The sequence below is a fragment of the Amycolatopsis coloradensis genome, assembly GCF_037997115.1.
Taxonomy (GTDB): domain Bacteria; phylum Actinomycetota; class Actinomycetes; order Mycobacteriales; family Pseudonocardiaceae; genus Amycolatopsis; species Amycolatopsis coloradensis_A.
In genome coordinates this window covers 4,304,949-4,331,375 of sequence record NZ_CP150484.1, presented here as the reverse complement: position 1 = coordinate 4,331,375, position 26,427 = coordinate 4,304,949, and the positions used below count along the sequence as shown (strand labels likewise).

Annotated in this window: 20 protein-coding genes and 1 pseudogene; 14 read left to right on the top strand and 7 right to left on the bottom strand. The window is 68.8% G+C overall.

Annotated features, from left to right (window positions below; translation table 11 throughout):
- Nucleotides 1-10 precede the first annotated feature (10 nt).
- Nucleotides 11-697 carry a helix-turn-helix domain-containing protein gene (locus LCL61_RS20330; protein ID WP_340688305.1) on the top strand — a complete coding sequence of 229 codons (687 nt, stop codon included), beginning with the start codon at nt 11-13 and terminating at the stop codon, nt 695-697.
- On the opposite strand, the gene LCL61_RS20325 is transcribed toward LCL61_RS20330, so the two are convergent.
- Nucleotides 628-2,151 (bottom strand): FGGY-family carbohydrate kinase, encoded by a 1,524-nt coding sequence (locus LCL61_RS20325; RefSeq protein ID WP_340688304.1) that lies wholly within the window; start codon nt 2,149-2,151, stop codon nt 628-630. The two genes, LCL61_RS20330 and LCL61_RS20325, sit on opposite strands and share 70 nt — an antisense overlap.
- 114 nt (nt 2,152-2,265) lie before the next feature.
- Between LCL61_RS20325 and LCL61_RS20320 the strand changes: the two genes are divergently transcribed.
- From LCL61_RS20320 to LCL61_RS20310, 3 genes are all read left to right on the top strand, one after another.
- Entirely contained in the window at nt 2,266-3,246 is a 981-nt protein-coding gene (locus LCL61_RS20320; protein WP_340688303.1) for a LacI family DNA-binding transcriptional regulator, read from the top strand.
- A gap of 335 nt (nt 3,247-3,581) precedes the next feature.
- Nucleotides 3,582-4,163: a DNA-binding protein gene (locus tag LCL61_RS20315; RefSeq protein WP_340688302.1), complete on the top strand. Its 582-nt coding sequence runs from the start codon at nt 3,582-3,584 to the stop codon at nt 4,161-4,163.
- 97 nt (nt 4,164-4,260) lie between these two features.
- Nucleotides 4,261-4,917, top strand: a complete 657-nt coding sequence (locus tag LCL61_RS20310; protein WP_007028108.1) for an RES family NAD+ phosphorylase — start codon at nt 4,261-4,263, stop codon at nt 4,915-4,917.
- Nucleotides 4,918-5,050: 133 nt separating this feature from the next.
- Here the strand turns inward: LCL61_RS20310 and LCL61_RS20305 are convergent, their stop codons facing one another.
- Together LCL61_RS20305 and LCL61_RS20300 are read right to left on the bottom strand one after the other, a co-directional pair.
- The gene (locus tag LCL61_RS20305; RefSeq protein ID WP_340688301.1) at nt 5,051-7,012 is read right to left on the bottom strand and encodes a S9 family peptidase; all 1,962 of its coding nucleotides are present in this window, start codon (nt 7,010-7,012) and stop codon (nt 5,051-5,053) included.
- Between the two features lie 30 nt (nt 7,013-7,042).
- Nucleotides 7,043-8,017 (bottom strand): TerC family protein, encoded by a 975-nt coding sequence (locus tag LCL61_RS20300; RefSeq protein ID WP_340688300.1) that lies wholly within the window; start codon nt 8,015-8,017, stop codon nt 7,043-7,045.
- Nucleotides 8,018-8,336: 319 nt separating this feature from the next.
- On the opposite strand from LCL61_RS20300, the gene LCL61_RS20295 reads away from it, so the two are divergent.
- The 5 genes from LCL61_RS20295 (at nt 8,337) to LCL61_RS20275 (ending at nt 15,191) form a co-directional block, all read left to right on the top strand.
- On the top strand, nt 8,337-11,246 hold the full coding sequence (locus LCL61_RS20295) for an alpha/beta fold hydrolase (RefSeq protein ID WP_425342017.1): 2,910 nt from the start codon (nt 8,337-8,339) through the stop codon (nt 11,244-11,246).
- Nucleotides 11,239-12,198, top strand: coding sequence for an ABC transporter permease (locus LCL61_RS20290; RefSeq protein ID WP_340688298.1), 960 nt, complete (start codon nt 11,239-11,241; stop codon nt 12,196-12,198). The genes LCL61_RS20295 and LCL61_RS20290 overlap by 8 nt, the downstream gene beginning before the upstream one ends.
- A gap of 257 nt (nt 12,199-12,455) precedes the next feature.
- The gene (locus LCL61_RS20285; protein WP_340688297.1) at nt 12,456-12,878 is read left to right on the top strand and encodes a hypothetical protein; all 423 of its coding nucleotides are present in this window, start codon (nt 12,456-12,458) and stop codon (nt 12,876-12,878) included.
- A 42-nt stretch (nt 12,879-12,920) separates the two neighbouring features.
- Nucleotides 12,921-13,691 (top strand): enoyl-CoA hydratase/isomerase family protein, encoded by a 771-nt coding sequence (locus LCL61_RS20280; protein ID WP_340688296.1) that lies wholly within the window; start codon nt 12,921-12,923, stop codon nt 13,689-13,691.
- A gap of 90 nt (nt 13,692-13,781) precedes the next feature.
- Nucleotides 13,782-15,191 carry a S28 family serine protease gene (locus LCL61_RS20275; protein ID WP_340688295.1) on the top strand — a complete coding sequence of 470 codons (1,410 nt, stop codon included), beginning with the start codon at nt 13,782-13,784 and terminating at the stop codon, nt 15,189-15,191.
- 72 nt (nt 15,192-15,263) lie between these two features.
- Here the strand turns inward: LCL61_RS20275 and uvrB are convergent, their stop codons facing one another.
- Nucleotides 15,264-17,420, bottom strand: a complete 2,157-nt coding sequence (gene uvrB, locus LCL61_RS20270; RefSeq protein ID WP_340688294.1) for an excinuclease ABC subunit UvrB — start codon at nt 17,418-17,420, stop codon at nt 15,264-15,266.
- 51 nt (nt 17,421-17,471) lie between these two features.
- A complete protein-coding gene (locus LCL61_RS20265; RefSeq protein ID WP_340688293.1) occupies nt 17,472-18,749 on the bottom strand; it encodes a DUF5685 family protein in 1,278 nt (425 codons plus the stop codon).
- 143 nt (nt 18,750-18,892) lie between these two features.
- Between LCL61_RS20265 and LCL61_RS20260 the strand changes: the two genes are divergently transcribed.
- The 4 genes and pseudogenes from LCL61_RS20260 to LCL61_RS20245 all read left to right on the top strand — a co-directional run.
- On the top strand, nt 18,893-19,408 hold the full coding sequence (locus tag LCL61_RS20260; RefSeq protein ID WP_340688292.1) for a DUF402 domain-containing protein: 516 nt from the start codon (nt 18,893-18,895) through the stop codon (nt 19,406-19,408).
- A gap of 145 nt (nt 19,409-19,553) precedes the next feature.
- Entirely contained in the window at nt 19,554-21,080 is a 1,527-nt protein-coding gene (locus LCL61_RS20255; protein ID WP_340688291.1) for an ArnT family glycosyltransferase, read from the top strand.
- Nucleotides 21,081-21,345: 265 nt separating this feature from the next.
- Nucleotides 21,346-22,866, top strand: coding sequence for an ArnT family glycosyltransferase (locus tag LCL61_RS20250; RefSeq protein WP_340688290.1), 1,521 nt, complete (start codon nt 21,346-21,348; stop codon nt 22,864-22,866).
- A 77-nt stretch (nt 22,867-22,943) separates the two neighbouring features.
- Nucleotides 22,944-23,117: pseudogene (locus LCL61_RS20245) on the top strand (response regulator transcription factor); the annotation flags it as partial.
- A 3-nt stretch (nt 23,118-23,120) separates the two neighbouring features.
- Here the strand turns inward: LCL61_RS20245 and coaE are convergent.
- Nucleotides 23,121-24,305, bottom strand: a complete 1,185-nt coding sequence (coaE, locus tag LCL61_RS20240; protein WP_340688289.1) for a dephospho-CoA kinase — start codon at nt 24,303-24,305, stop codon at nt 23,121-23,123.
- Nucleotides 24,306-24,502: 197 nt separating this feature from the next.
- Here coaE and LCL61_RS20235 point away from each other — a divergent pair, with 197 nt between their 5' ends.
- Nucleotides 24,503-24,727: a hypothetical protein gene (locus LCL61_RS20235; RefSeq protein WP_340688288.1), complete on the top strand. Its 225-nt coding sequence runs from the start codon at nt 24,503-24,505 to the stop codon at nt 24,725-24,727.
- Between the two features lie 151 nt (nt 24,728-24,878).
- Here LCL61_RS20235 and rpsA read toward each other — a convergent pair whose 3' ends face one another.
- On the bottom strand, nt 24,879-26,378 hold the full coding sequence (gene rpsA / locus LCL61_RS20230) for a 30S ribosomal protein S1 (protein ID WP_007028125.1): 1,500 nt from the start codon (nt 26,376-26,378) through the stop codon (nt 24,879-24,881).
- Nucleotides 26,379-26,427 lie beyond the last annotated feature (49 nt).

The window sequence follows — 26,427 nt, the reverse complement described above, 5'->3', positions numbered from 1 at the left end:
CAAGGGCATCATGGCAACCGTGTATCGGGAGACGACGGTGCCCGGCGAGCTGACAGGCATGGTGCGCTGCCTATGGGAGGACACGGGCACGGCACCGAAGCGGATCGTGCCCGACGGCTGCGTGGATCTGGTGGAGAGCGGCGGCGAGGTCTTCGTCGCCGGGCCGGACACCGCGGCCTGGACCTGGGAGACCAGCGGCCCGGCGCGGGGCGTGCGGTTCGCCCCCGGCAGAGCGGGTGACGTTTTGGGCTTGGGCGCCGACGAACTACGCGACCAGCGTGTCTCCCTACGCGACCTGTGGGGCAGGGAAGGCGAGCTGCTGGCCGAGCGAGTGCTCTCCGGTGCCGCTTCGCTGACCGCCGTCGCCGTGCGGCGCGGAACCGGACGAGCCGACCGGGAGATTTCGGCGTTGATCGCCAGGCTGGACGGCGGCGTCCCCCGGGTCTCGGCCGCGCTGGAGAGGTTCACCACCGGCGAGCGGCAGTTGCGGAGGCGGTTCACCCTCGCGGTCGGCTACGGCCCCGCCACGTACCTGCGGGTCACCCGGTTCCAGCGCGCCATCGGCCTCGCGGGAACGGCGCCGGATCTCGCCTCGCTGGCGTTTTCGGCAGGGTACGCCGATCAGGCTCACCTGAGCCGGGACTGCCGGGAGCTCTCCGGGCTGAAAGCGAGTGAGTTCTTCCGCGCAAGGAAGTGAGCAATGTCCACAGTGGATCGATACAGGTCACGGTAACGCGGGTAGAACTCGTCGTAGACCTCGGCGTCCGCGCCGGGGCGGACGATCTCGGCGACGGGGTTCCAGGCTTCGATATCCGGTTCCCGGCCCAGCGCGACCGAGGCGAGAACGGCGTCTCCGAACGCGGCGCCGATGGTTTCCGCGGGGATCTCCTGGTCGATCCGCGCGACGTCGCTGACGATCCGCGTCCACACCCCGCCCTGTGTCCCGCCACCGACGGCGACGAACCGGCCGGTGCCACCACCGGCCTCTCGCATGGCTTCGAGGTTGTGCCGAACACCGTACGCGGCGGCTTCCAGGGCCGCGCGGTACAGATCGGCACGATCGTGGGACGTGGTGAGCCCGGCGATGACCCCCCTCGCGTCCGGGTCCGGCACAGGTGTCCGTTCTCCCGCGAAGTACGGCAGCATCAGCAGACCGCGGCTGCCGGCGGGGACCCCGGCCGCCGCCGCGGCCAGTTCCCCGAACTCGCCGCCGACGAGATCCCGCAGCCAATCGGTGATCGCGCCGGAGGTGGCCATCCCCGCGGCGAGCGAGTAGCTGCCGGGGAAGGCACCACGCGTCGTCCACAGCCCCTGCCCCGGGCGGGGATCGGCGAGCATCTGGATCAGGAACATCGTGGTGCCGTACATGAGCATGGTGTCCCCGGGCGCGGTGACCCCGACGCTGGTCGCCTCGGCCCAGGCGTCCACCGTCCCCGCTGTGACCGGGATCCCCTGCGGCAGGCCGGTTTCCGCGGCCGCCTCGGCGGTGACCGAACCGGCGACCTCGGTCGGCCACGCGAGCCTCGGCAGCTCGACGCCGGGGGCGATCGCGGCGGCCCGGTCCGCCGCCCAACGAGCCTCGCGCAGGTCGTACATCGGATCGCATTGGCTCGCCGAATGATGGTCGAGGACGTATTCACCGGTCAAGCGCAGCACGAGGAACGAACTCGCCATCAAGAAGAGCTTCGCCCGCTCGAATACGTCCGGCTCGTTTTTGGCCAGCCAGCGCCATTTCGGCCCGACGGCCTGTGAGCCGAGTGCGCTCCCGCCGCGTTCCACAATGGATTCTTCGCCGAATTCGCGGTTCAATTCCCGGATTTCGTCATAGGCGCGGGTGTCGACACCGTAAAGGATCGCCGAGCGCAAGGGCTTCCCGGAAGCGTCGGCCGGCAACAACACCGGCCCGATCCCGCTGACCGACACTCCGATGATGGGATGATCCCCGGCGCCCGCCGAAAGTTCCCTCGCCAGCGCCACGAAGTCCTGCCACCACACGGCTTCCGCGTCGTGCTCGAACCAGCCGGGATGCGGGCGGGATGTTTCGTGCGGCCGAGCCGCCCGGGCCACCACGGTGCCCCGGGAATCGACGAGGACGGCTTTGGAACTCGAGGTGCCGATGTCGATGCCGAGCACCAGGCCCGGTTCCCGCACGACGCCTCCGAACTCCTCCGCGCGAGTAGCGCGATCAGCGGATGGTAACGATTGTCGGTCAAGCTATTCTTCCCGTGCGAGGGTGTCAACACACCTGCGGAAGGGGAGGTCACGGTGGCCACCATCAATGACGTGGCGGCGAAGGCCGGGGTTTCGACGGCGACCGTGTCGAGAACGCTCAACGGGAAGTCCACTGTGGACCCGGTGCTCGCGGCACGGGTGCAGGCCGCCGCGGCCGAATTGGGATATCACCCGAACGGGCTCGCGAGGAATCTGCGCCGTCAGGAGACCGCGGTACTCGCGCTCATCATCTCCGACGTGGAGAACCCGTTCTTCACCGCGATCGCCCGCGGCGTGGAGGACATCGCGCAGACGGCGGGCTATTCGGTGGTGCTGTGCAACGCCGACGACAACGAGGAGAAGGAGCGGCGCTATATAGACGTCGCCCTCCAGGAGCGGGTCGCCGGCGTGGTGCTCTCCCCCACCGGCCGGGCCACCAACGTCGACCGGCTGACCGAACGCGGCACTCCCGTGGTCGCCGTCGACCGGCCACTGCTGAAGAACACCGGCGACCAGGTGCTGGTCGACACCCGGCTCGCCGCCCGCGACGCCACCCGGCACCTGCTCGACGGTGGATACCGGCGGGTCGCCTGCGTCAGCGGGCCGCCTGGGGTGCGCACGGCCGAAGACCGGCTGGCCGGTTACACCGATGCCGTCGGAGAGGAGAACGCGCTCGCCCGGCGGGCCGAGTTCCGCGCCGAGGGCGGCAGGCTCGCCGCGCTCAGCCTGCTCGACGAGCCCGAGCCGCCGGACGCGCTGCTGGTCGGCAACAGCACGATGACGATCGGCGTCCTGGAAGCACTGGCCGCACGCGGTCTGCGATCGGGACAGGACGTGGGGATCGTGTCATTCGACGACGCGCCGTGGACGACGCTGATCGACCCGCCGCTGACGGTGGTCGCCCAGCCCGCGAACGAGGTGGGCAGAGTCGCCGCCGAGCTGCTGCTCGCCCGGATCGGCGACAGCACGCGCAAGGCCACCACGACCACGCTGCAGGCGAAACTGATCGTGCGCCGGAGTTCACGGCGCGACTGACACCCGGAGATCCCAGGTGCACGACGTGCCTGGGCGACCGGTTCGCACCGGCCGCCCAGGAACGCCCCACCCCCTTGTTCCCCCAAGCCGGCTCCACACCAGCCGGGTTCTCCGAAGCGGTGGGAAGAAATCGTTTACCTTTCGGAAGGTAAGTTCCCGTTTACCACCTGTCAAGCCGAACTCCTGGACAAGCTCGCCCGATCCGGGCAGACTATGGCGACATTGCCTACTGCGCGTGTTTGATTCCGTGCACTCTGTGTGCATCTCTGGTGAATTCCCCCACGAAACCGAGATGAGACCGCACGAACCCGCACAGACGCGTTACCCTAGGCGCTATGTCCATAGCGCTCGAGAACGTTCTCGCCAAGGCGGGCCTGAAGGTCGACGCCAACGAGTTCCTGAACCTCGTCGAGGACGCGGCGCGGAGACTGACTCCACCGAACCCCGATCCGTCGCATTATTTCTCGGCGGACCAGCGGGCCGCGCTCACCGACGTCGGCCTCGACCTCTCCCCCCGGGGCGAGGACGAGCCGGACTTCCGCGCCCGCACGGTCGCCGCGCACGCCGTACTCGCCGATTCCGCGCTGAGCGTGCTGGAAGCGGCGAAGGCACTGGGCGTGGACGACAGCCGGATCCGGCACCGCCTGAAAGAGGGCAGGCTCACCGGCTGGAAGGACCAGGGCTGGCGACTGCCCGCCTGGCAGTTCGCCGGTTCCGGGGTGCTGCCCGGCCTGGAGGTCGTGCTGCGCGCCGTCCCCGAGGACCAGCCCGCGCTCGTCGTCGCCGCGTTCATGAGCACCCCGCAGGCCGATCTGGTGATCAACGAGCACCCCGCCACCCCGCGCCAATGGCTCCTCTCCGGCGGCGATCCCGAGCACGTCGCAAGACTGGTGGCCACCCTCGGCTCGCCGTTCTGAGATCCTTGCCCGACGACGGAAAATTTCAGTCGGGGGTAGGCCGTAGGCTGACCCCACCGAGCAAGATCACCCGACAAGGACGGACGACTCCCGAGGTATGGCCCGGCTCCCCCTGCCGCCCGCACGCTCTGTCCTGGTCAAGGAGCTGCACCGCACCAACGACGTGGTGACGGTGCACCCCGGCACCAGGCTGGTCAGGATCTTCACCGCGCACGGCAACCACCCCCAGCAGTGGAACTCGTTCCGCTACAGCGGCCCGCTCCCGCACGGCCGGTTCGACCCGCAGACCCCCGGTCGCGGCGGTCGCCCGGTCACCGACCCCGGGAACGGCGTCCTGTACTTCGGTCTCACCGTGCGCACCAGCATCGCGGAGGTCTTCCAGACCACGTCGACGGTCGACCGCAAGTCCCGCGGCCCGCGCCTGGTCGTCGTCCGGCCGACCCGCACGTTACGGCTGCTGGACCTCGCCGGCCTGTGGCCGACCAGGGTCGGCGCCTCGCAGGAGATCTCCAGCGGCCCGAAGAAGATCACCCAGGCTTGGGCGCGCGCCATCCGCGCCGCCTTCGGTGACCTAGACGGCGTCTGGTACCGGTCGTCCATGGACTCCGGCGGCCCCGCGCTCGCGCTGTGGGACCCGCCCGCCGGGAACTCGCTGCCGGTCGCGCCGGACGTCCTGCTCCCGCTGGACCATCCGGGGCTCGACGTCCCGCTCGGCCGGGTGTGCGAAGAGCTGAACTACACGCTTCTCAGCTGACCTCTCGTGCAATGAAGGGGCCTTTCATAGCAAAATTTGCTATGAAAGGCCCAGATCGGAAGANNNATGAAGGGGCCTTTCATAGCAAAATTTGCTATGAAAGGCCCCTTCATTGCAGTCCAGAGACCGAAGATCAGAGGTGACGGCCCCACCACTCCAGCACGGCGTCGAACCGCTGCACCCGATGCCGCGGCAGCCCGGAACGCGTGAGTTCGTGTCCCTCGCCGGGGAACAGCAGGAATTCGGCCGCGACGCCGTTCTGCCGCAGTGCCACGTACATCCGCTGCGCCTGCTCCAGCGGGCAACGCCAGTCCTGCTCGGAGTGCACGACCATGAACGGGATGTCGATCTTCCCCGCGTAAGTCAGCGGGCTCCGCTTGCGCTGCTCTTCGATGTCGTCGCCGGCGTAGCCCCCGGCGAAGAACCAGCCGATGTCGGAACTGCCGACGAACGAGTCCCAGGCGTTGACCGCGCGCTCGCTCCACGCGGCGCGGAACCGGCCGCCGTGGTGCGCGGCGAGCCAGCTGGTCATGAAACCGCCGTACGAACCGCCCATCACGCCGACCCGGTCACCGTCCAGATCGGGCAGCTTGAGCGCTTCGTCCAGCAGCGCCAGCAGATCGTCCGCGTCCACGGTGCCGAGGCCGTGGACGATGCTCCGGCCATGGCTTTCGCCGTAGCCGGCGGAACCGCGCGGGTTGCCGAGAACGACGGCGTAGCCCGCGGCGGCGAGCACCTGCGCCTCGTCGAAGAACTTCCATTCGTACGCCGCGAACGGTCCACCGTGGACCATCAGGACCACGGGATGCGGCCCGTCTCCTTCGGGCCGGACGACCCAGCCGTGGACCGGGTAGCCGTCCGGGGCGGTCGCGTTCAGTTCCTCCAGCGGCCGGATCCCGTTGTCCCGCAACGCCTTCGAGTAGTCGGTGAGCACGCGCGGTTCACCGTCCGAAAGCAGAACGACGTCGCCGGAACTCTCGGGCGTCCCGATCACCGCGACGATCCGTTCGCCGTCGACGGCGAACGACTTCACCGCGGTGCGCTCACCCGCCAGGTGGCGCAGAGACTTCAGCTCGGCCAGTTCGGCGTCGAGCGGAACGGCACGTAGCTCGGCGGCACCTCGGGTGCTGACCACGACGAGGACCTCGTCGCCGACGACGACCGGAGGCCCCGCGGCGTTGTCGCAATCCACCGTTTCGACGTCGGTCAGCCGGCGCGGGGACGAGGGCTCGTCACCGGAGGGCCACGGCGCCCGCCAGAGCCCGGTGTTGCGGGCGACGTCCTCCAGACCGGGGAATTCGTTGCCGTAGAACAGGATCGAACCGTCCGGGGCGACGACCGGCCGGTCCGCTGTGCCCATGGTCCGGACCAGAAGCCGGGGTTCGCCACCGCCCGCGGGCACGGCGTAGACATCCGTACGGACGGTGTCCTCGGCGGCCCAGTCACGCGGGCCGGTGAACAGGACCTGCTCGCCGTCGACCGTCCACGAGGGATGGTCGACGTCGGCCCGGTCGTCGGTCAGCGGCGTGAGCCCGGCAGGCGGCTCCTCGTCCAACGCGGCGACGGCGTCCACGATGAACAGACGCTGTGGACGGTCGTTGAGGAAACCCACGTCGTCGACGCGGTAGAAGAGGTTCGTGATGTGCCGCGGCGCTTCTTCGCCCGGCTCCGGCGTTTCGCCGTCCGCGTTCTCGGTGCCGTAGCGGCCCGGCTCGGGCACACGGGCGACGAAGGCGATCCGGCGGGAATCGGGTGCCCAGACCGGGGCACCCGCGCCGAGGGGCAGGCCGGTGATCCGCTTCGCGTCGCCACCGGCCGCGGGCATCACGTGCACCTGCGGCTTGGCCGCGCGCCCGGAGCCCTCTCCCGCCCGGAGGAACGCGACCCATCGGCCGTCCGGCGAGATGGCGGGGGCGGAGTCCTTGGTCCCGTGGGTCCAGGCCCGTTCTCCCCCGCCACCCGGATCGACTCTGCGCAGGGCTCCACGGTAGCTGTTCGTCTTCAGATCAGGCCTGCTCACCGCGGTGAGCAGCAGGTCGCCGTGCAGCGCGAGGATGCCGGGGACCGTCAGGGCTTCGATGTCAACGGGACGCACGGCCCCGACGGTACCCGATCCTTAGCAGCTCTAACTACTGATTGAAGACTCCTGCTCAGCGGCTTCCAGCTTTTTCGCCTTCGCGAGGCTGGCCACCGTCGTCACGGTCAGGACCACGACGATGACACCCAGGGAGACCCAGTTGTTGATGTCCAGCCAGTCCGGGACGACGTGGTACTCGTGCAGCGCGTGCAGGAACAGCTTGGCGCCGATGAAGGCGAGGATCACCGCGAGACCGTAGGACAGGTACACCAGCTTGGTGACCAGGCCACCGAGCAGGAAGTACAGCTGGCGCAGGCCCATCAGCGCGAACGCGTTGGCGGTGAAGACCAGGAAGGCCTCCTGCGTGATACCGAAGATCGCGGGGATCGAGTCGACCGCGAACAGCAGGTCCGCGCTGCCGATCGCGACGATCACCAGGAACATCGGGGTGATCCAGCGCTTGCCGTCCTTCTTCACGAAGGACTTGTGGCCGTGCCACTCTTCGGTGACCGGGAAGAGCTTGCGCACCCAGCGGGTGAGCGCGTTCTCCTCGTATTCCTCTTCTTCGTCCTTGTTGCGGACCATGCTGATCGCGGTCCAGATGAGGACGGCGCCGAAGAGGAAGAAGACCCAGACGAACTGCGCGATCAGCGCGGCGCCCACGGCGATGAACACGCTTCGCATGGCGAGCGCGAGCAGGATGCCGATCAGCAGCACCCGGTGCTGGTGGATCGCGGGCACCTTGAACGACGTCATGATGATCATGAAGATGAACAGGTTGTCGACGCTCAGCGAGTACTCGGTGATATACCCGGTGAAGAACTGGACCCCCGGGTCGTGTCCGGCGAACACCCAGACGCCGATGCCGAACGCGACGGCCACGGCGATGTAGAAGATGACCCACCTGGCGGCTTCGCCGGTGGTGACCTCATGCGGCTTGCGATCGACGATGACCAGGTCGAGTGCGATCAGCGCGAGCAGACCGCCGACCGTGGCGATCCATAGCCACAGGGGAACAGACATGTAACCAACCCTCCGGAAAGTGCACAGCAGCAACTAACCGGAGGTCTCTTCCGCCGGTGCGAAACCGGCCGACGGTGCCGGGGGCCTGCGAAGACCACCGTGCTGACGACACCGCCGCGAAGGAATACTCCCCTCACAGCTGGTCCAGTTTGACCTGTCTGTACGCATGACGCCAGTTAAGGTTGCCCTTGTCACCAAGATGATGGCGTAACTCCCGTCACACCCACCTCTTCTCGCTCCTTGAGTACCCGTTCCGGTGGCGGCTTAACGTCACTCCTTGTGTGGTCCGTGTGTGCCGGGGAAGCGGTTCTCAGCTTCGGTGAAATACGGTCATTCCGTGCCCCGAATCCCGCTCCCTCGCACGCGAGGCGCGAAGCTCACCGCGCTCGCCGCGGTCGTGGTGGTCCTGGCCGCCGCGGCCGTCGTGTGGACGAACAGCGAACCCGCCCCGTCCGCGGTCAGAACCCAGGACGCGACCCTCGACCTGCCCGAAACCCCGGGCTCGTCCGAGGTCGTGAAGATCGACACGACCACGTATCTGCCCGAACAGACCCCGGCTCCGGCCGTCCTGCTCGCCCACGGTTTCGGCGGTGACAAGAACAGTGTCGCCACCGAAGCCCGCGAACTCGCCGACAAGGGTTTCGTCGTGCTGACCTGGTCCGCGCGCGGTTTCGGCCGCAGCACCGGGAAGATCGCGCTGAACGACCCCGACCGGGAGGTCGCCGACGCCAAAAAGCTGATCGACGGTCTGGCCGCCCGGCCCGAGGTCCTCAGCGAGAACGGCGACCCGAAGGTGGCCGTGTCCGGCGCTTCGTACGGCGGCGCGCTTTCCCTGCTGCTCGCCGGGACCGACAAACGGGTCGACGCGATCGCGCCGGTGATCACCTACAACGATCTCGCGCAAGGCCTCTTCCCGAACGCCGCCGCTCCGGCCGCGCCGAACGCCACGACCCCGGCCGCCGGCGCGTTCTCCGCGGACGGCGTCTTCAAGAAGTCGTGGGCGGGCATCTTCTTCTCCGCCGGTTCCGGCGCGGCGCAGAGCGGCTCCCCCGCCAACGACGCACCCGAAGCCGGTGACGAGACGAGCGAATCCGGTGCGGCACAGGGAACGGGCGCGGCGGGGGCCGCGGCGCAGTCGCTACCGCTCGGTGGCCCGAACGGACAACGCCCACCGTCCGGCCCCGCCGACCCTTGTGGACGGTTCACCGCCGAGGTCTGCCAGGCCTACACCGAGCTCGCCACCACGGGGAAGGCGAGCCAGAAGACGGTCGAACTGCTCCGCCGGGTCTCCCCCGCGTCCGTGACGGACAAGATCACCGTGCCGACCCTGCTGGTGCAGGGCGAAAGTGACACGCTGTTCGGGTTGGACCAGTCCGACGCGACCGCCCGGCAGATCACCGCGGCGGGCGGCAAGGTCCGCACGATCTGGTACACCGGCGGCCACGACGGCGGGAAGCCGGGGCAGAAACTGCGCGCGCAGATCGCCGACTTCCTCAAGTTCTCCCTCACCGGGCAGGGCACCGATCCCGGCACCGCGTTCAGCTACGACATCCAGGGCACGCTGCGGGCCAACGGCGCCCCCTCGGTCCGGACGGTCACCGCACCGGCGTACCCGGGAGCGACCGGGGACGCCACCGAGCGGCGGCAGTTCACGCTGGCGGGTCCGGCCCAGCCGGTCGTGCGGCCCGCCGGCGGCAATCCCGCCGCGGTGAGCGGGATCCCCGGATTGAACGGCGCGGTGGCGGGCTCCTCGCGGCTTTCCGGGCTGTTCAGTCTGGACCCGCCGGGGCAGGCCGCGCAGTTCACGACAGCGCCCCTCGACGCGCAGACGATCGCGGCCGGTTCGTCGACGGTCCGGCTGCAGGTCTCGGCCGATCCGTCCGCCGCGGCTCCCCAGAAGGAAGCCGTCCTGTTCGCGAAGCTCTACGACGTCAACTCGGAAGGTATCCGGACACTTCCGGCCAACGCCGTCGCGCCCTTCCGCGTCTCGGGCCTTCCTGCCGACGGCAGCCCGGTCGAGGTGACGGTGACCCTGCCGGGCATCGTGCGGCCCTTGGAGGCCGGGCACACGCTTCGGCTAGTCGTCGGCACGACGGACCAGGCGTTCGCGACGCCGGTCGAGCCCGCCGTGTTCCGCATCGGGCTGGCGGACGGCGGACTGCTCGGTGTGCCGGTCGTTCCCGGCAACTCGGTCGGCGCGGGCGCGCCCACCGCGCAGTTGCTCGGGATCGCCGGAACGCTGCTCGCGGGGATCGCGATCACCGTGATCGCCGCGTTCCGCCGCCGCCGTGCCCACGACGTCGACGAGAGCCTGGCGAGGACGCCGCTCGTGATCGAAGGTCTGCGCAAGGCCTACGCGGGCGGGTTCGTCGCGGTGAAGGATCTGTCGTTCCGCGTCGAACCCGGCCAGGTGCTCGGCCTGCTCGGGCCGAACGGCGCGGGCAAGACGACGACCCTGCGCATGCTGATGGGGCTCATCACGCCGACCGCGGGCACCATCCGCGTATTCGGCCACCTGATCGCGCCCGGCGCGCCGGTGCTGTCCCGGATCGGGTCCTTTGTGGAGGGTTCGGGCTTCCTGCCGCATCTGTCCGGCAAGGAGAATCTGGAGCTGTACTGGGCGAGCACGGGCCGCCCGAGAGACAAGGCGCATTTCGCCGAGGCACTGGAGATCGCGGGGCTCGGCGACGCGGTGAACCGGCGGGTCCGCACCTACAGCCAGGGCATGCGGCAACGGCTCGCGATCGCGCAGGCGATGCTCGGCCTGCCGGAGCTGATGGTGCTCGACGAACCGACCAACGGGCTCGACCCGCCACAGATCCACCAGATGCGTGAGGTGCTCCAGCGCTACGCGGCGACCGGGCGCACCGTGGTGGTCTCGAGCCACCTGCTGGCCGAGGTCGAGCAGACCTGTACGCACGTGGTCGTGATGCACCGCGGCATGCTGGTCGCCTCGGGTGAGGTCGGCGAACTGGCCGCGTCCAGCGGTGAGGCGACGTTCCGCGTCGACAAGCCCGCCGAAGCGGCCGAAGCGCTGCGGAAGGTCGGCGGCGTTTCCGGCGTCGACGTCGACGGCGAACTGGTCCACGCGGATCTCGACGGTCTCGCGCGCGCCGAGGCGGTCGCCGTCCTGGTGCGGGCCGGGGTCGCGGTCGAGCAGGCCGGGCCGAGGCGCCGTCTGGAAGACGCGTTCCTGCAGCTGGTCGGAGAGGACTCGAAGGGTGAGTAAGACCAATGGTTCCGGCCCGGCGACCCGGGCGGATCACGGCGTGCACACCGATCCGGCGGCCCTGCTGGAGCTGACCGAGGTCGCGTCGCACGAACCGACCGAGGTCGGCCCCGACGGGGCGGTGGCGGGGTACCGCGCCGATCGGACGCTGCGGCTCGGCGTCGAACTGAAACGGCAGCTCAAACGGCGGCGGACCCAGCTGATGCTGGGGTTCGTCGCGCTGCTGCCGTTCATCCTGGTGATCGCGTTCGAGATCGGGCAGGCCAACCCGAACCGCCGCAGCGGCGGCTTCGTCGACCTCGCCACCGCGAGCGCGCCGAACTTCGTGGTGCTCGCGCTGTTCGTCTCCGGGACGTTCCTGCTCCCGATGATCGTGGCGTTGTTCTACGGCGACACGATCGCGAGCGAGGCGTCGTGGTCGAGCCTGAAGTACCTGCTCGCGATGCCGGTCCCCCGGCATCGGGTGCTGCGGCAGAAGGCGATCGTCTCCGGCATCCTCTCCGCGGTCGCGCTGATCCTGTTGCCGCTGGTTTCACTGGTGGTCGGCGTCATCTGGTACGGCGCGGGCGACGCGATCAGCCCGACCGGGGACGCGGTGTCGTTCGGCGACAGTCTCATCGCCATGGGGCTCGCGACGGTCTACATCATCCTGCAGCTGGCGTGGGTGGCCGGTCTGGCGATGCTGCTCTCGGTCGCCACCGACGCCCCGCTGGGTGCCGTCGGCGGAGCGGTGATCGTCGCGATCGTCTCGCAGATCCTCGACCAGATCACCGCGCTGGAAGGGCTGCGCGACTACCTTCCGACGCATTTCGCCTTCTCGTGGATGGACCTGATCTCGACCGACATCGACTGGACGAACATGGCCAACGGCATGCTGTCCGCGGCGTTGTACGGCACGGTGTTCTTCCTTCTGGCGGGCCGCCGGTTCGCGACGAAGGACATCACCAGCTGAGAGCGTTTCCGTACCGGAAAATCACCGGGGTCCACCGGGAAGACGAAATCCTCTTCCCTGGTGGGCCCCGGTTTTCACTGGCCGTGGCGACCTTCACCCATTAGCGCCGGTAATCGGTGTTTCATGCGCATGAGAACATTGATTTTCGGATCATCGACTCATTGGGTGAAAACCTCGTATTCATCTTCGGAGACCTCCGGGAAATCCTTATCTTCAGTGGAAAGGTGCCGACGCGAGCGGAAAGCGGGGATGTCACCATGACCCAGTCAGTCGAGACCCCGGTCCAAGAATTCTCTCTTGATTGGACCATGACCGCAGGCAAGGGCGGCCGGGTCGGATTCGCCGTCTCGGGCCAGGTAACGCTTCTCGACAACAATCGGTTCTACAAGATCGACGGGGTCCTCTACATCTCCGAGGGCAGCGCCTACTGCCGCGAGATCGGCAATCCGCATCTTTTCGTCCGGCGCAACGGCGTCGAGGAGAGCGGCAGGCAGTGGGGCTGGGAAACGATCTGCAACCGCAAGTCCTGTGCCAGGCTGTGTTCGATGGACGCCTACTTCGTGCGCACCGGCTACTGGGCGCCCGCCGACCGCGCCATCCAGCTCAGCATCGGCGCCGAAACCGGCTGGAACCGCAAGCGGTCCTTCAGCCCGACGGTCACCGTGCGCCTCCGGGACTAGCGGTCCACTGTAGATCCTCGCGGGCTCGGGTACGGTCGGCTCATGGCCACCTCCTCGATCCGCGTGGACGACGAAGGCGGGATCGCCGTCGTCACCCTGCAGCACGGCAAGGCGAACACCCTCGACACCGAGTTCTGCCAGGAACTGGCCGTCCGGCTCGAAGACGTCCAGCTCGGCGGCCATCGCGGTGTCGTGCTGACCGGTACCGGCGGCATCTTCTCGGCGGGTGTCGACCTGCGGCGAGTACACGACGGCGGCGCGGACTATCTCGAGAACTTCCTGCCCGCGCTGTCGGACGCGTTCCTCTCGGTCTTCGGTTTCCCCGGCCCGGTGGTCGCGGCCGTCAACGGGCACGCGATCGCCGGCGGGGCGGTGCTCGCCGCCGCCTGCGACCGCCGCGTCCTCGCCGACGGCCCCGGCCGGATCGGGATCACCGAACTGCTCGTCGGCGTGCCGTTCCCCTTGGCGGCGCTGGAGATCCTGCGGTCCGGGTTCGGCGCCGACGTCCTCGCCGAACTCGCGTTCCTCGGCGAGACCCACCTGCCCGCGGACGCGCTCCGGCTCGGCCTGGTGAACGAGGTGACCGCGCCCGGGAACGTCGTCGAGCGGGCGGTGGAGGTGGCCAGGAAGCTCGCCGAGATCCCGGCGGCCGCGTACGCGCACACGAAGGCGCAGCTGCACCGGCCGTTCCACGAGCGCATCGCCGAACACCGCACCGGCGACGACGCCCACGTCCTCGATCTGTGGAGCTCCCCCGAAGCCCTCGCGGCCATCAAGGCCTACGTCGACCGGGTGCTCAGCGGCCGGGCCTGATCTTCGGGCTCGACCGGATAGGCGATTGCCCACCGGCGGGGACTCTGTGAGTATCCGACCGCTCAACAGGTCCCGATGGGGAGGGCATGGATGCGGAAGCTCACGGCCGCGTGGCCGGTTCTGGCGATCACCGTTCTCGCACTGGCCGGGCTGACCCCGGCGGCGCAGGCGGCACCCGGAGATATCGAGGACGCGCTCGGGCGGATACCCGGGCTGACCGTCGTCTCGGAGAATCCGGCGCCGACCGGGTACCGGTTCTTCAAACTCAGCTACACCCAGCCGGTCGACCACCGCAGGCCGGACCGCGGCACCTTCCAGCAGCGGTTCACGTTGCTGCACAAGGAATTCCGGTCGCCGACCGTGGTGTACACGAGCGGGTACAACGTCTCGCAAGCGCCCAACCGCTCGGAGCCGACACAGATCGTCGACGGCAACCAGCTGTCCATGGAGTACCGGTTCTTCACTCCCTCCCGGCCGGACCGTCCGGATTGGGGCAAGCAGCTGACGATCTGGCAGGCGGCCGCCGATCAGCACCGCGCGGTCGAGGCGTTCAAGCGGATCTATCCGGGCAAGTGGCTCGCGACCGGCGGCAGCAAGGGCGGCATGACGGCGACCTACTTCCGTAGGTTTTTCCCGGACGACGTCGACGCGACGATCCCGTACGTCGCGCCCAACGACGTCATCAACGCGCACGACCGCTACAACCGGTTCCTGGCGAACGTCGGCGACGATCCGGCCTGCCGGTCGGCGCTGAAGGCGATCCAGCGTGACGTGCTGACCCGGCGTCCCGAGTTCGCGGCGCTCGCCGCCGCCGACGCGGCCAAGAACGGCTACACGTTCAAGACCGTCGGCTCGGCGGACGTGTCACTGGAGATCTCCGTGATCGACTCGTACTTCGCCTTCTGGCAGTACCAGAGGCAGTCCGACTGCGCGACGATCCCGAAGGCGGGTGCTCCGGCGGCGGAGGTCTACGCCTGGTTCGAACGCGTCGAAAGCCTGAACACCTACTCCGACCAGAACCTCGAGGTCTACGTCCCGTACTACTTCCAGGCGGCCTACCAGCTCGGCGCCCCCGAATCCTACGAAGGCTATCTGCGGGATCTGCTGCGCTACCCGGGCTCCAACGTGTCGCGGACGTTCGTGCCGGAATCGGTCGACATCCCGCGGTTCGACCACCTGGCGATGCCGGACATCGACTTCTGGGTGAAGTCTCAGGGGAAGCGGCTGATGTTCGTCTACGGCGGGAACGACCCGTGGAGTGCGGAGCCGTTCAAGCTCGGCTTCGGCACGAAGGACTCCTACAGCTACACGGTGCCGGGCGGGAACCACGGCGCCCGGATCTCGCAGCTTCCCGCGGCCCAGGCCGCCGAAGCGACGAACACCGTGCGGCGGTGGGCCGGTCTGCCTCCGGTCTCGCCGGGCGTCAGCACGCGTTCGGTGCCCGCTGGGTTCCCGGACTTCGATGCCGACCTGACCATGCTGGAGCGCCGTCGCCTCTGACCCCTCACGCGTTTCGTCCTCTGATGGCGGTACTTGCAGGCGCAAGGATCGCCATCAGAGGACGAATTGCGGCTATTTGATGCCGGCCGCGTCCATGCCCCGGAGCTCCTTCTTGAGGTCCGCGACCTCGTCCCGCAGCCGGGCGGCCAGCTCGAACTGCAGATCGCGCGCGGCCTGCATCATCTGGTCCGTCATCTGCTGAATGAGATCCGCCAGCTCGGCGCGCGGCATCCCGGCGACGTTCTTGTCCGCGAGCATCCCGGAGCTGCGCACACGATCGCCCTGCTCGGGCTTCTTGCCGCGCGAAGAGTTCCGGCCCGAACCACCGACGGCGACGGACTCCGTATCCTCGGCCTCGCTGTAGACGCGATCCAGGATATCGGCGATCTTCTTCCGCAGCGGCTGCGGATCAACACCCCGCTCCTTGTTGTAGGCCACCTGCTTGGCCCGGCGACGATCGGTCTCGTCGATGGCGTGCTGCATCGAGTCGGTGACCTTGTCCGCGTACATGTGCACCTCGCCCGACACGTTCCGGGCCGCGCGCCCGATCGTCTGGATCAACGACGTGCCACTACGGAGGAAACCCTCCTTGTCCGCGTCAAGGATCGCGACCAGCGAGACCTCGGGCAGGTCGAGACCCTCACGGAGCAGATTGATGCCGACCAGCACGTCGTAATCGCCCGCGCGCAGCTGCCGCAGCAACTCGACCCGGCGCAGCGTGTCCACCTCGGAGTGCAGGTACCGCACCCGGATGCCCAGCTCCAGCAGGTAGTCGGTGAGATCCTCGGCCATCTTCTTCGTGAGCGTGGTGACCAGAACGCGCTCGTCCCTCTCCGCCCGCTCACGGATCTCGTGCACCAAGTCGTCGATCTGGCCCTCGGTGGGCTTCACGACCACCTTCGGGTCGACCAAGCCGGTCGGGCGAATGACCTGCTCGACGAACTCGCCGCCCGCCTGCCCCATCTCGTACGGCCCCGGCGTCGCCGAGAGGTAGACCGTCTGGCCGATCCTGTCGGTGAACTCCTCCCAGGTCAGCGGCCGGTTGTCGATCGCGCTGGGCAGCCGGAACCCGAAGTCGACCAGGTTCCGCTTCCGCGACATGTCGCCTTCGAACATGCCGCCGATCTGCGGGACGGTCTGGTGCGACTCGTCGATGACCAGCAGGAAGTCTTCCGGGAAGTAGTCGATGAGGGTCGCGGGCGCGGTGCCGGCGCCGCGGCCGTCGATATGCCGCGAGTAGTTCTCGATGCCGGAGCAGAACCCGACCTGGCGCATCATCTCGATGTCGTACGCGGTGCGCATCCGCAGTCGCTGGGCCTCGAGCAGTTTGCCCTGCTTCTCCAGCTCGGCCAGCCGCTCCTCGAGCTCGGCCTCGATGCCACGAATGGCCTTCTCCATCCGCTCCGGGCCCGCGACGTAGTGGGTGGCCGGGAAGATGCGGACCTCGTCGACCTCTTTGACGATGTCGCCGGTGAGCGGGTGCAGGTAGTACAGCTTCTCGATCTCGTCGCCGAAGAACTCGACGCGGATAGCCAGCTCCTCGTACGCCGGGATGATCTCGACCGTGTCGCCACGGGCGCGGAAAGTGCCGCGCGCGAACGCGATGTCGTTGCGGGTGTACTGCACGTCCACCAGCGCGCGAAGGAAGACGTCCCGGTCGAGCTGCTCGCCGACCTTCAGCTTCGTCGACCGGTCGAGGTACGACTGCGGCGTGCCGAGACCGTAGATGCACGAGACACTCGCGACCACGATGACGTCGCGCCGGGACAGCAGGTTCATCGTCGCCGAGTGCCGCAGCCGCTCGACGTCGTCGTTGATCGACGAGTCCTTCTCGATGTAGGTGTCCGTCTGCGCGATGTACGCCTCGGGCTGGTAGTAGTCGTAGTAACTGACGAAGTATTCGACCGCGTTGTGCGGGAACAGCTCCCTCAGCTCGTTCGCCAGCTGCGCGGCGAGCGTCTTGTTCGGCGCCATCACCAGCGTCGGACGCTGGACGCGCTCGATCAGCCAGGCCGTCGTCGCCGACTTGCCGGTACCCGTGGCGCCGAGCAGGACGACGTCCTTCTCGCCCGCCTTGATCCTGCGTTCGAGCTCGTCGATGGCCGCCGGCTGGTCACCGGCGGGTTTGTACTCGCTGACCACCTCGAACCGGCCGCCGGTCCGGGGGATGTCCGTGACGGGGCGGAAGTCCGACTGGGCGAGCACGGGGTGTTCGGTTGCGAAAGCCACGTCCTCCAGAGTAGGCGCTGGGTCCGACAGTTTCCGTTTCGCCTGGTCGGATCAGCAGGAACAGTCACAGCAGGAACAGCAGTCACAGTCGCAGTCACAGCTGCCGTTGGGCTTGCCGCTCCACGGACCCGGGAAGGGATCGCGGCAGCACAACTGGCACGTGCAGCACATGTAGGTCGCCACGGCGCAACCGAAGAAGAAGTTCCTCGGTTTGGGCGGGACCCGGAACTTCGGGACCCAGCAGCCACCGCCCTGGCCGTCGATCGGTGCGCCGCCGCTGTGCTTGCCCTTTTTCTTGGGCGGCTCCTGCGGCGGACCCCCGCCACCGGGAGCACCCGGCGGAGGAGGCGGCGCCTGGTAGCCGCCCTGCGGGTACTGCTGGGGCGGATAAGGCTGGTGGGGGTGCTGCTGCGGCCGGGGGCCGGGCCCGATCCAGCCCGGCGGCGGCTGCTGCGGACCGTGGCCATCCCCGGTGAGGTTGTGCCCGAAAGCACGCCGCACCGCCTGCCGCAGTTCGTGCACCAGCAGCGCGTGCACCAGTTTGGGCTGATCGAACTGCACCTCGCGAAGGGCGAGTTCGACGCCGAGCACGGCGTCGTCGCACAGCCGCCGAGCCTCGGCGAGCCCGGTCCCGGTAGCCGTCAGCGGGTTCCACGCACCGGCGGCCTCGTCCTCCGCGAGGTCCTCGACGGCGTCGAGCAGATGCGCGGCCCTGCCGAACAGGCGGCCGGCCTCGGCCAGCGGCGCCGCGTTCCCGGGGCGGCCGGCCAGGACCGCGGTGCGCGCGAACGCGGCCGCCGTCGCCAGTTCCGCGGGTTCGGTGGCGAGTACGGCCGAATCACCGAGGCGGACGGCGTTTTCGATCTCGGCCTGCCGGTCGACGGCTTCGGTCAGGACCGCGGTGTCGAAGCCGACCCGGATCCCCGTGCGGCTTCCCTGATCCGCCCAGCGCGTCGCCACCCGCCTCGCGGCGAGAGCGACAGAACGCCGCGCGAAGGCACCGTCACGGTCTTCGACGTGGTCGCTGATCTTGGCCGACGCCAGCACGAGGGAGACCGCCGCCGCGAGCTGGGCACCGCCGCCCTTCGCGACCGAAGTCCCCTTCATCGCCCGAAGCGGGCAAGGGCCGGCGTCACGACGTCCTTCCGCACGTGGTGACTGGGCTTCGACAAGCGCCGAGATGATCAGCCCGTCATAGTTCGTCACCATTCGGGCGAGATGTCCGTGTTCGTCCCGCAACGCCAGGCAAAGACCGCAGAGATGGGCGAGCCAGTCCGCGTGCAGACCCGCGGAAAGCCGGTGGCGGCACGGCCTGATGATCCCGAACATGCGTCGACTCCCCACTCACCCCTCTGGCGGAACCAGCGCACCTTATCCGGCCGGACGGCGCTACTCCCCCGAAACCTGCAAACCGTGATCGTCCACCCGGTTGGGCGGTGTTCGCGGGCGGCGCCGCCTTCCAAGATGGGCGGATGACCGCGCTGCACCCGCCCAAGGTCGAGTACTTCGACCCGGCCGCGAAGACCAACACGGACCCCAAGGGCATCGTGAGGGACGTCGAGGAATACCGCGAAGAACCCTTCGGCCTCTACATGGCGCGGCCGACGCCGGGGCGGGCCCAGTTCCACTACATCGAGTCCTGGCTGCTGCCGGATCTCGGCCTGCGGATCACCGACTTCTGGTTCACCCCCGGCCACGAACGCGATCAGGACTTCTACCTCGACGTCGTCGACATCCGCCGTGAGGACGGCGTCTGGGTGGCCACCGATCTCTATCTCGACCTCGTCCTGCGGGACAAGAAATCCGTCCAGGTGATCGACACCGACGAACTCCTCGCCGCGGTCACCGCCGGGTTGCTCTCCCCCGCCGACGGCGAACGCGCGCTCGGCGTCAGCCACACGACGGTGGACGGGTTGGCCTCGCACGGCCACGACCTGCGCGGCTGGCTGTCCACAAAGGACATCACACTCGACTGGCGACGGCACTGACCTCTCGGCATCCATCGATCGGTTGATCCTGGCTCATCCCTTGGATGAGCCGATCCTGACCGGCCGATGGATCCCCGGCGGAGCGGCGGTGCGGGACTCTCGATCAAGGGCGTAACCGATCGAGAGGGGGCGGATACCCGTGGTCATGGAGGCCGAGGGACTCCGGGAACGGTCCGATGGGCGAGAACCCGCGGAGGTCGCGTCGTTCGCCAGGACACCGGTGCTGGTGATCGCCGGGGCGATGGGGGCGGTCCTCGCGGCGACGGCCGATCGCTACGGCTACTTCGGCGACGAGTTGTACTTCCTGGCGGCCGGTCGGCATCTGGACTGGGGGTATGCCGACCAGCCGCCGCTGTTGCCGCTGCTGGCCCGCCTGATGGACGCGTTCGGCGCCGATTCGCCGTTCGTCCTGCGCATCCCGGCGATGCTGGCGATGGTGGCCGGCGTGGTGCTGACGGCGCTCATCGCCAGGGAACTGGGCGGCAGCCGCAAAGCGCAGACGATCGCGGCGGCGACGTTCGCGGTGTCCATCCAGATGCTCGGCGGCGGGCACTACCTGGCGACCAGCACGATCGACCCGTTCCTGTGGGCGCTGCTCATCTGGCTGCTCGTCCGCTGGGTGCGGACCCGGACGGACAGACTCCTGGTCTGGGCCGGTGTGGTGACCGGGTTCGCCCTGAACACGAAGTTCCTCGTCGGGGGCTTCTGGGTCGTCGTACTGGCCGCCGCGGTGGCGTTCGGACCCCGTGACCTCGTCCGCCGTCCGGCGCTGTGGATCGGCGCGCTGATCGCCGCCGTGATGATCGCGCCCACCTTCGTCTGGCAGGCGGCGAACGGATGGCCGCAGCTGACCATGGGCGCGGCGATCTCCCAAGAGGTTTCGGCAGGCTGGGGCGGGCGGGTCACCTTCGTCCCGACGCTGGTGCTGAGCGCCGGACTACCGGTGGGGGCGGTTCTGGTCTGCTATGGACTGTGGCGCCTGCTGCGGGCCGAACGCCTGCGGCCATACCGGTTCCTCGGCTGGACCGCGGCCGGCGTCCTCGCCGTGTTCCTGCTGGCGAACGGGCGCTACTACTACGCGGCCGGGATGTTCGCCCCCCTGTTCGCCGCGGCGGCGGTGGAGATCGAGGCGGGCCAGGCGTCGAAGTACTGGCGCTGGATCGCCACCTGGCCGGTGTACCTCGTGGCCATGGTGATCGCGATCCCGCAGGCACTTCCGGTCCTCCCACGTGCGCAGCTGGCGAGTGCTCCGGTGTGGGCGCGGCCGATCTTCGCCGTCGAAGAGGTCGGCTGGCGGGAGATCACGGAGTCGGTGGCGCGGGTGTACGGGACCGTTCCCGATCCGTCCCGGACCGGTGTCGTCACGGCGAAGTACTGGCAGGCCGGCGCCATCGACCACTATGGACCGGAGTACGGGCTTCCGTCGCCGTCGAGCCCCAACCGCGGCTACGTGACGCTGCCGAGGCCGCCGGAATCGGCACGGGACATCCTGTTCGTCGGGAACGACCCTTCAGGACTTGTGCCGTACTTCACGCAGGTGCGTGAGATCGGCGCGCTCGACAACGGGGCCGGGATCCAGAACGTGAGTCAGGGCATGAAGATCTGGCTGGCCACCGGCCGGAACGGGAGTTGGGACACGGTGTGGCCGAAACTCACGGACTGGGGCTTCTGAGCCTCAGCGGCCTCTCACGACCGACGCGCCACGCCGGTGGCACGCGAGTGTCTGTTGGTGAACCCGCGACCGCGATCGACGTCGGCAGGGCGCTGCCTGGTCATTCACGTCACGGACGCGGACAAAGGCGCCCTGCCACCGCGATAGCGGGGCCTCCGGCCGGGGGCGGGTTCACGCGTATGGTCACTTTCCGGACAAAACTCCAGCTCCACCAACAGGCACTAAGGTGCGAGAGGACCGGCACCCGAGGATCTGCGAGGAATGGATGGAAGCCGCCCACGCGGCCGAAACACCGACCGTGTCCAGTGCGGCGTTCGCCCGGCTCCCGGTGGGGCTTCTCGCCGCCGCGGCCGCGGCGGTCCTGATGGCGACGGCGTGGCGGTACGGCTACTTCGGCGACGAACTGTACTTCCTCTCCGCGGGCAAGCGGCTCGCCTGGGGTTACGCGGACCAGCCGCCGGTGCTCCCGGTCCTGGCGCTGGCGATGGACACGCTCGCACCCGGCAACGTCTTCGTCTTCCGCTTCCCCGCCGTCCTCGCGACGGCCGCCGGTGTCGTGTTCACCGGACTCATCGCCTACGAGATGGGCGGGGACCGCCGGGCGCAGACCCGCGCCGCCGCCGCGTACGCGATCTGCGGGCAGTTCCTCGGCAGCGGGCACTACCTGGCCACCTCGACGATCGACCCGGCGCTGTGGACGCTCATCGCGTGGCTGGTCGTGCGCTGGATGCGGACCCGCGACGACAATCTGCTGCTGTGGCTGGGCGTGGCGACCGCCGTCGCGCTGAACGTCAAGCTCCTGATCGCGACGTTCTGGGTCGCCGCCGGGATCGCGATCCTGGTCTTCGGGCCCCGGGATCTCTTGCGCGGGCCCAAACTCTGGCTCGGCGCGGGGATCGCCGCGCTCTCGCTCGTCCCCACCCTCTGGTGGCAGGCCGCGAACGGCTGGCCGCAACTGGAGATGGGCGACGTCATCGCGCACGAGAGCACCGGCGGCTGGAGCGGCCGCGCCGGATTCCTGCCCGCCCTGCTGACCGGCGCCGGGCTCGGCATCGGTGTAGTCGGTGTCCTTTATGGACTCGTGGTCCTGCTGTTCTCGGCCAAACTGCGCGAATACCGGTTCCTCGGCTGGACCGCGGTCGGCGTGATCACCCTGTTCATCCTGTCGAACGGCCGGTACTACTACGCGGCGGGGATGTTCGGCGTGCTGTGGGCGGGCGCCGCCGTCCACTTCGGACAGTTGAGGCCGTCCTGGTGGTTCCGCTGGATCCCGGCCTGGCCGGTGTTCCTGCTTTCCGCGCTGTACACGCTGCCGTACGCGCTGCCGGTGTGGCCGTCCGCCTGGCTCGCGGAAGGCCGGGACGTCCCACGCCCGGCGTACGCGCTGGAGGAGATCGGCTGGCCGGATCTCGCGCGTTCCGTAGCGGACGCCTATCACCGGCTCCCGCCGGACCAGCGGGCGCGCACCACGCTCGTCACGGCCGGGTACTGGCAGGCCGGCGCGTTGGACCGGTACGGCGCCGACTACGGGCTTCCCGCCGTGTACAGCCCCAGCCGGGGCTTCTGGTACTTCGGGCATCCGCCCGAGACCGCGGACAGCGTCCTGTTCGTCGGGCCGGATCCGGCGCGGCTGTTGCGGTCGTTCACCGACGCCCGGATCGTCTCCCGCGTGGACAACGCGGCCGGCGTCCGCAACGTGAGCCGGGGAATGCCGATCTGGCTGGTCACCGGCCACACCGAAACCTGGGCCACGGCATGGCCCGGCCTGCGAGAATTCCGGGTATGACCAGCTGGATCCGGTGGCAGGACTCGCCGTGGCCGTCTCCTGACGACGGCGGGTCGCTGTGGCGCCCGTGGGGCGGCGAAGTCCTCACCCTGATCTCGCGCGGGTCGACCAACAAGGAGGCCGCGAAGCTGCTGTTCATCAGCGAGGCCACGGTGAAGACGCACCTCGTGCACGCCTACGCCAAACTCGGGGTGAAGGATCGCGCGGCCGCCGTCGCCACCGCTTTCGCGCGGGGACTGCTCGGCGGCTGAGGCCTACGGGGTCCAGCCGGTCGAGTCCGCCCAAGCGTCGGCACGGGTGAAGGCCGCGTCGACCCAGCCCTGTTTCTCGTCGGTGTACCGCTCGACCGTCCCGTCGCCTGCGTGCTTCGCGGCCATGGCGTTCTTGACCGCGGCGTAGGCGTCGCGCTCGTCCGGATTCCGCCGCAGCCATTCCGGGAACAGCAGCGCGAGCCGCCAGGCCGGCGTCTCCCGCGAGCGGACGTGCAGGTTGATCGGGCGGCGAGGGTCGCCACCGAAGTGGAACCGCTTGGGCCAAGTGCCCTCTTCACCGTGCGCGTCGTCGAACCACTCCCCTTCCGCTCGCGGGAACCCCGCGTCAGAGAGCGCGTCGGCCAGCTCGTCCGCCTTGTCCAAAGTGGACACAGTCAGCTGGAGGTCGAGGATGTCCTTGGCGGGCAGGCCCGGCACGGACGTCGAACCGATGTGATCGACCCGCACGGCGTTGTCACCGGCCACCACGCGGATCCGCGCGAGCGCCCGCTCGGCCTGCACGGGCCAGGTCTCGTCGTATGGCGCGATCTTCGGCGACATCGGCGCACGCGGCTTGCGGAGCCGCACGTTCGCCTCGAACGGCGTCAGCCGGTCCGCCCACAGCGCGTCGACCTCGGCGAGCACGATGTCGGGCGCTCCGCTGTTGTCGAACCAGACGTCGGCCACGGCCCGGCGCTGATCGGTCGTGGCCTGCGCCTTGATCCTGGCGCGCGCGTCGTTCTCGGCCATCCCCCGCGCCTCGACCAGGCGGCGGACCCGGACCTCCTCCGGCGCGTCGACCATGACGACGAGGTGGTACATCGGCGCGAGCCCGCCTTCGACGAGCAGCGGGATGTCGTGGACGATGATCGCGTCCGGCGCCGCGGCCGCCATCAGCTCGGCCGTCCTGGCGCCGACCCTCGGATGGACGATCGAGTTCAGCCGTTTGCGGGATTCTTCGCCGGCGAACGCCTTGGCGGCGAGCGCGGCCCGGTCCAGCGCGCCGTCGGCGGCGAGGATGTCTTCCCCGAACGCCTCGACGAGTTCGGCGAGCCCCGGTGTCCCCGGCTCGACGACCTCCCTGGCGATCTTGTCGGAGTCGATGAGGACGGCGCCGTGCTCGGAAAGCCGGTTCGCCACCGTCGATTTTCCGGCGCCGATCCCGCCGGTCAGGCCCACACGCAGCATGACGATCAGCCTAGTGGCGCGACCTGGGCCGACCGCGCAGGGTCACGAGATGTGCACTTCCGGCACAGACGGGCGCAAAAGGCAAGTTCATAGTGACGCGTTACACGACCTTTATGGGTGACACGCCGGGCGGTTACCGGGCTTCGTCGGCTTGATTGCGTACCGTGCGCGGCGAAGGTCGCCCACACGGAGGAAAGATGGCAGACGGTAAGCACGTCGGAAGGCACCGGCTCGGAACGCCGGGCCTGGTGCACTGTGTCCTCCATCGTCCCGTGGCCGACGCCCTCGCCGAATACCGGCGCACGTGGCTGAGCGCTCTCCTCGTTCCCGCCAAGCACAGCTTCGCCGGACTCCGCCGCAAGGCCCGCGCCGCGGCGCTCGAACGTGTCTGGGTGCCGTCCGTCCGGACCGCCACCTCCTGATCTCCTCTCCCCACTACCGCGTTCAGTCCTCTGAATGCGGTAGTTGCGCGTGCAAGGAACGCATCCAGAGGACTGAACGCGGACAAGACAGCGGCCCCGGTCCGTACTGGACCGGGGCCGCTGTCTGTCAGCTACTGGCTGAGCGCCTGGATCACGCGCCGCCCGACAGCTTCTCGCGGAGAGCCGCGAGCTGCTCGTCGCTGGCGAGCGTGCCACCGCTCTTGGCCTCGGCCGGAGCGGAGGTGTAGCTCTGCTCGCCCGAGTCGCCCGAGGTGACACCGGTCGCGGCGTCCGCGGCGGCTTCGGCGTCGGCCTCGGCTGCCTTCTGGACCTGCTTCATGTGAGCCTCGTAGCGGGTGTGAGCCTCGGCGTACTGACGCTCCCACTCCTCACGCTGCTTGTCGAAGCCTTCCTGCCACTCCTGGGTGTCCGGGTCGAAGCCTTCGGGGTAGATGTAGTTGCCCTCGGCGTCGTACTCGGCGGCCATGCCGTACTGAGTGGGGTCGAACTCGGTCTCCGGCGTGACGCCCTCGTTCGCCTGCTTCAGCGACAGCGAGATGCGACGACGCTCGAGGTCGATGTCGATGACCTTGACCATCACGTCGCCGTTGACCTGGACGACCTGCTCCGGGATCTCCACGTGGCGCTCGGCCAGCTCGGAGATGTGCACCAGGCCCTCGATGCCCTCCTCGACGCGCACGAACGCACCGAACGGGACGAGCTTGGTGACCTTGCCCGGCACGATCTGGCCGATCGCGTGGGTGCGGGCGAACTGACGCCACGGGTCTTCCTGGGTCGCCTTCAGCGACAGCGAGACGCGCTCGCGGTCCATGTCGACGTCCAGAACCTCGACCGTGACCTCCTGGCCGACCTCGACGACCTCGGACGGGTGGTCGATGTGCTTCCAGGACAGCTCGGAGACGTGCACCAGGCCGTCGACGCCACCCAGGTCCACGAAGGCACCGAAGTTGACGATGGACGACACGACACCCTTGCGGACCTGGCCCTTGGCGAGCGCGTTGAGGAACTCGCTGCGCACCTCGGACTGGGTCTGCTCCAGGTAGGCGCGGCGGGACAGGACCACGTTGTTGCGGTTCTTGTCCAGCTCGATGATCTTCGCCTCGAGCTCGCGGCCGACGTACGGCTGCAGGTCGCGCACGCGGCGCATCTCGACCAGCGACGCGGGCAGGAAGCCGCGGAGGCCGATGTCCAGGATGAGGCCGCCCTTGACGACCTCGATGACGGTGCCCTTGACGGGCTCGTCCTTCTCCTTGAGCTCCTCGATCGTGCCCCAGGCGCGCTCGTACTGCGCACGCTTCTTGGACAGGATCAGACGGCCTTCCTTGTCCTCCTTCTGGAGGACAAGGGCTTCGACCTCATCGCCGACGGTGACAACCTCAGCCGGGTCGACATCGTGCTTGATGGAGAGCTCGCGCGAGGGGATGACACCCTCGGTCTTGTAGCCGATGTCGAGCAGGACCTCGTCACGGTCGACCTTGACGATGGTTCCTTCGACGATGTCGCCATCGTTGAAGTACTTGATCGTCTTGTCGATCGCAGCGAGGAAGTCTTCCTCCGACCCGATGTCGTTGATAGCGACTTGCTGGGGCCCGGCGGGGGCGGTCGGGGCGGTGGCGGTGTCGGTCGTCATTAGGCGGGTTGCTCCGGTGGATGGGAAGTAGTGGGTTTGCAGTTAGGGC

What these genes read in the sequence shown, in the direction of transcription:
- LCL61_RS20330 (WP_340688305.1), top strand. Translation starts at nt 11, where the DNA reads ATGGCAACCGTGTATCGGGAGACGACGGTGCCCGGCGAGCTGACAGGC.
- LCL61_RS20315 (WP_340688302.1), top strand. Translation starts at nt 3,582, where the DNA reads ATGTCCATAGCGCTCGAGAACGTTCTCGCCAAGGCGGGCCTGAAGGTC.
- LCL61_RS20310 (WP_007028108.1), top strand. Translation starts at nt 4,261, where the DNA reads ATGGCCCGGCTCCCCCTGCCGCCCGCACGCTCTGTCCTGGTCAAGGAG.
- LCL61_RS20300 (WP_340688300.1), bottom strand. Translation starts at nt 8,017, where the DNA reads ATGTCTGTTCCCCTGTGGCTATGGATCGCCACGGTCGGCGGTCTGCTC.
- LCL61_RS20285 (WP_340688297.1), top strand. Translation starts at nt 12,456, where the DNA reads ATGACCCAGTCAGTCGAGACCCCGGTCCAAGAATTCTCTCTTGATTGG.
- LCL61_RS20280 (WP_340688296.1), top strand. Translation starts at nt 12,921, where the DNA reads ATGGCCACCTCCTCGATCCGCGTGGACGACGAAGGCGGGATCGCCGTC.
- LCL61_RS20275 (WP_340688295.1), top strand. Translation starts at nt 13,782, where the DNA reads ATGCGGAAGCTCACGGCCGCGTGGCCGGTTCTGGCGATCACCGTTCTC.
- LCL61_RS20265 (WP_340688293.1), bottom strand. Translation starts at nt 18,749, where the DNA reads ATGTTCGGGATCATCAGGCCGTGCCGCCACCGGCTTTCCGCGGGTCTG.
- LCL61_RS20260 (WP_340688292.1), top strand. Translation starts at nt 18,893, where the DNA reads ATGACCGCGCTGCACCCGCCCAAGGTCGAGTACTTCGACCCGGCCGCG.
- LCL61_RS20255 (WP_340688291.1), top strand. Translation starts at nt 19,554, where the DNA reads ATGGAGGCCGAGGGACTCCGGGAACGGTCCGATGGGCGAGAACCCGCG.
- LCL61_RS20250 (WP_340688290.1), top strand. Translation starts at nt 21,346, where the DNA reads ATGGAAGCCGCCCACGCGGCCGAAACACCGACCGTGTCCAGTGCGGCG.
- coaE (WP_340688289.1), bottom strand. Translation starts at nt 24,305, where the DNA reads ATGCTGCGTGTGGGCCTGACCGGCGGGATCGGCGCCGGAAAATCGACG.
- LCL61_RS20235 (WP_340688288.1), top strand. Translation starts at nt 24,503, where the DNA reads ATGGCAGACGGTAAGCACGTCGGAAGGCACCGGCTCGGAACGCCGGGC.
- rpsA (WP_007028125.1), bottom strand. Translation starts at nt 26,378, where the DNA reads ATGACGACCGACACCGCCACCGCCCCGACCGCCCCCGCCGGGCCCCAG.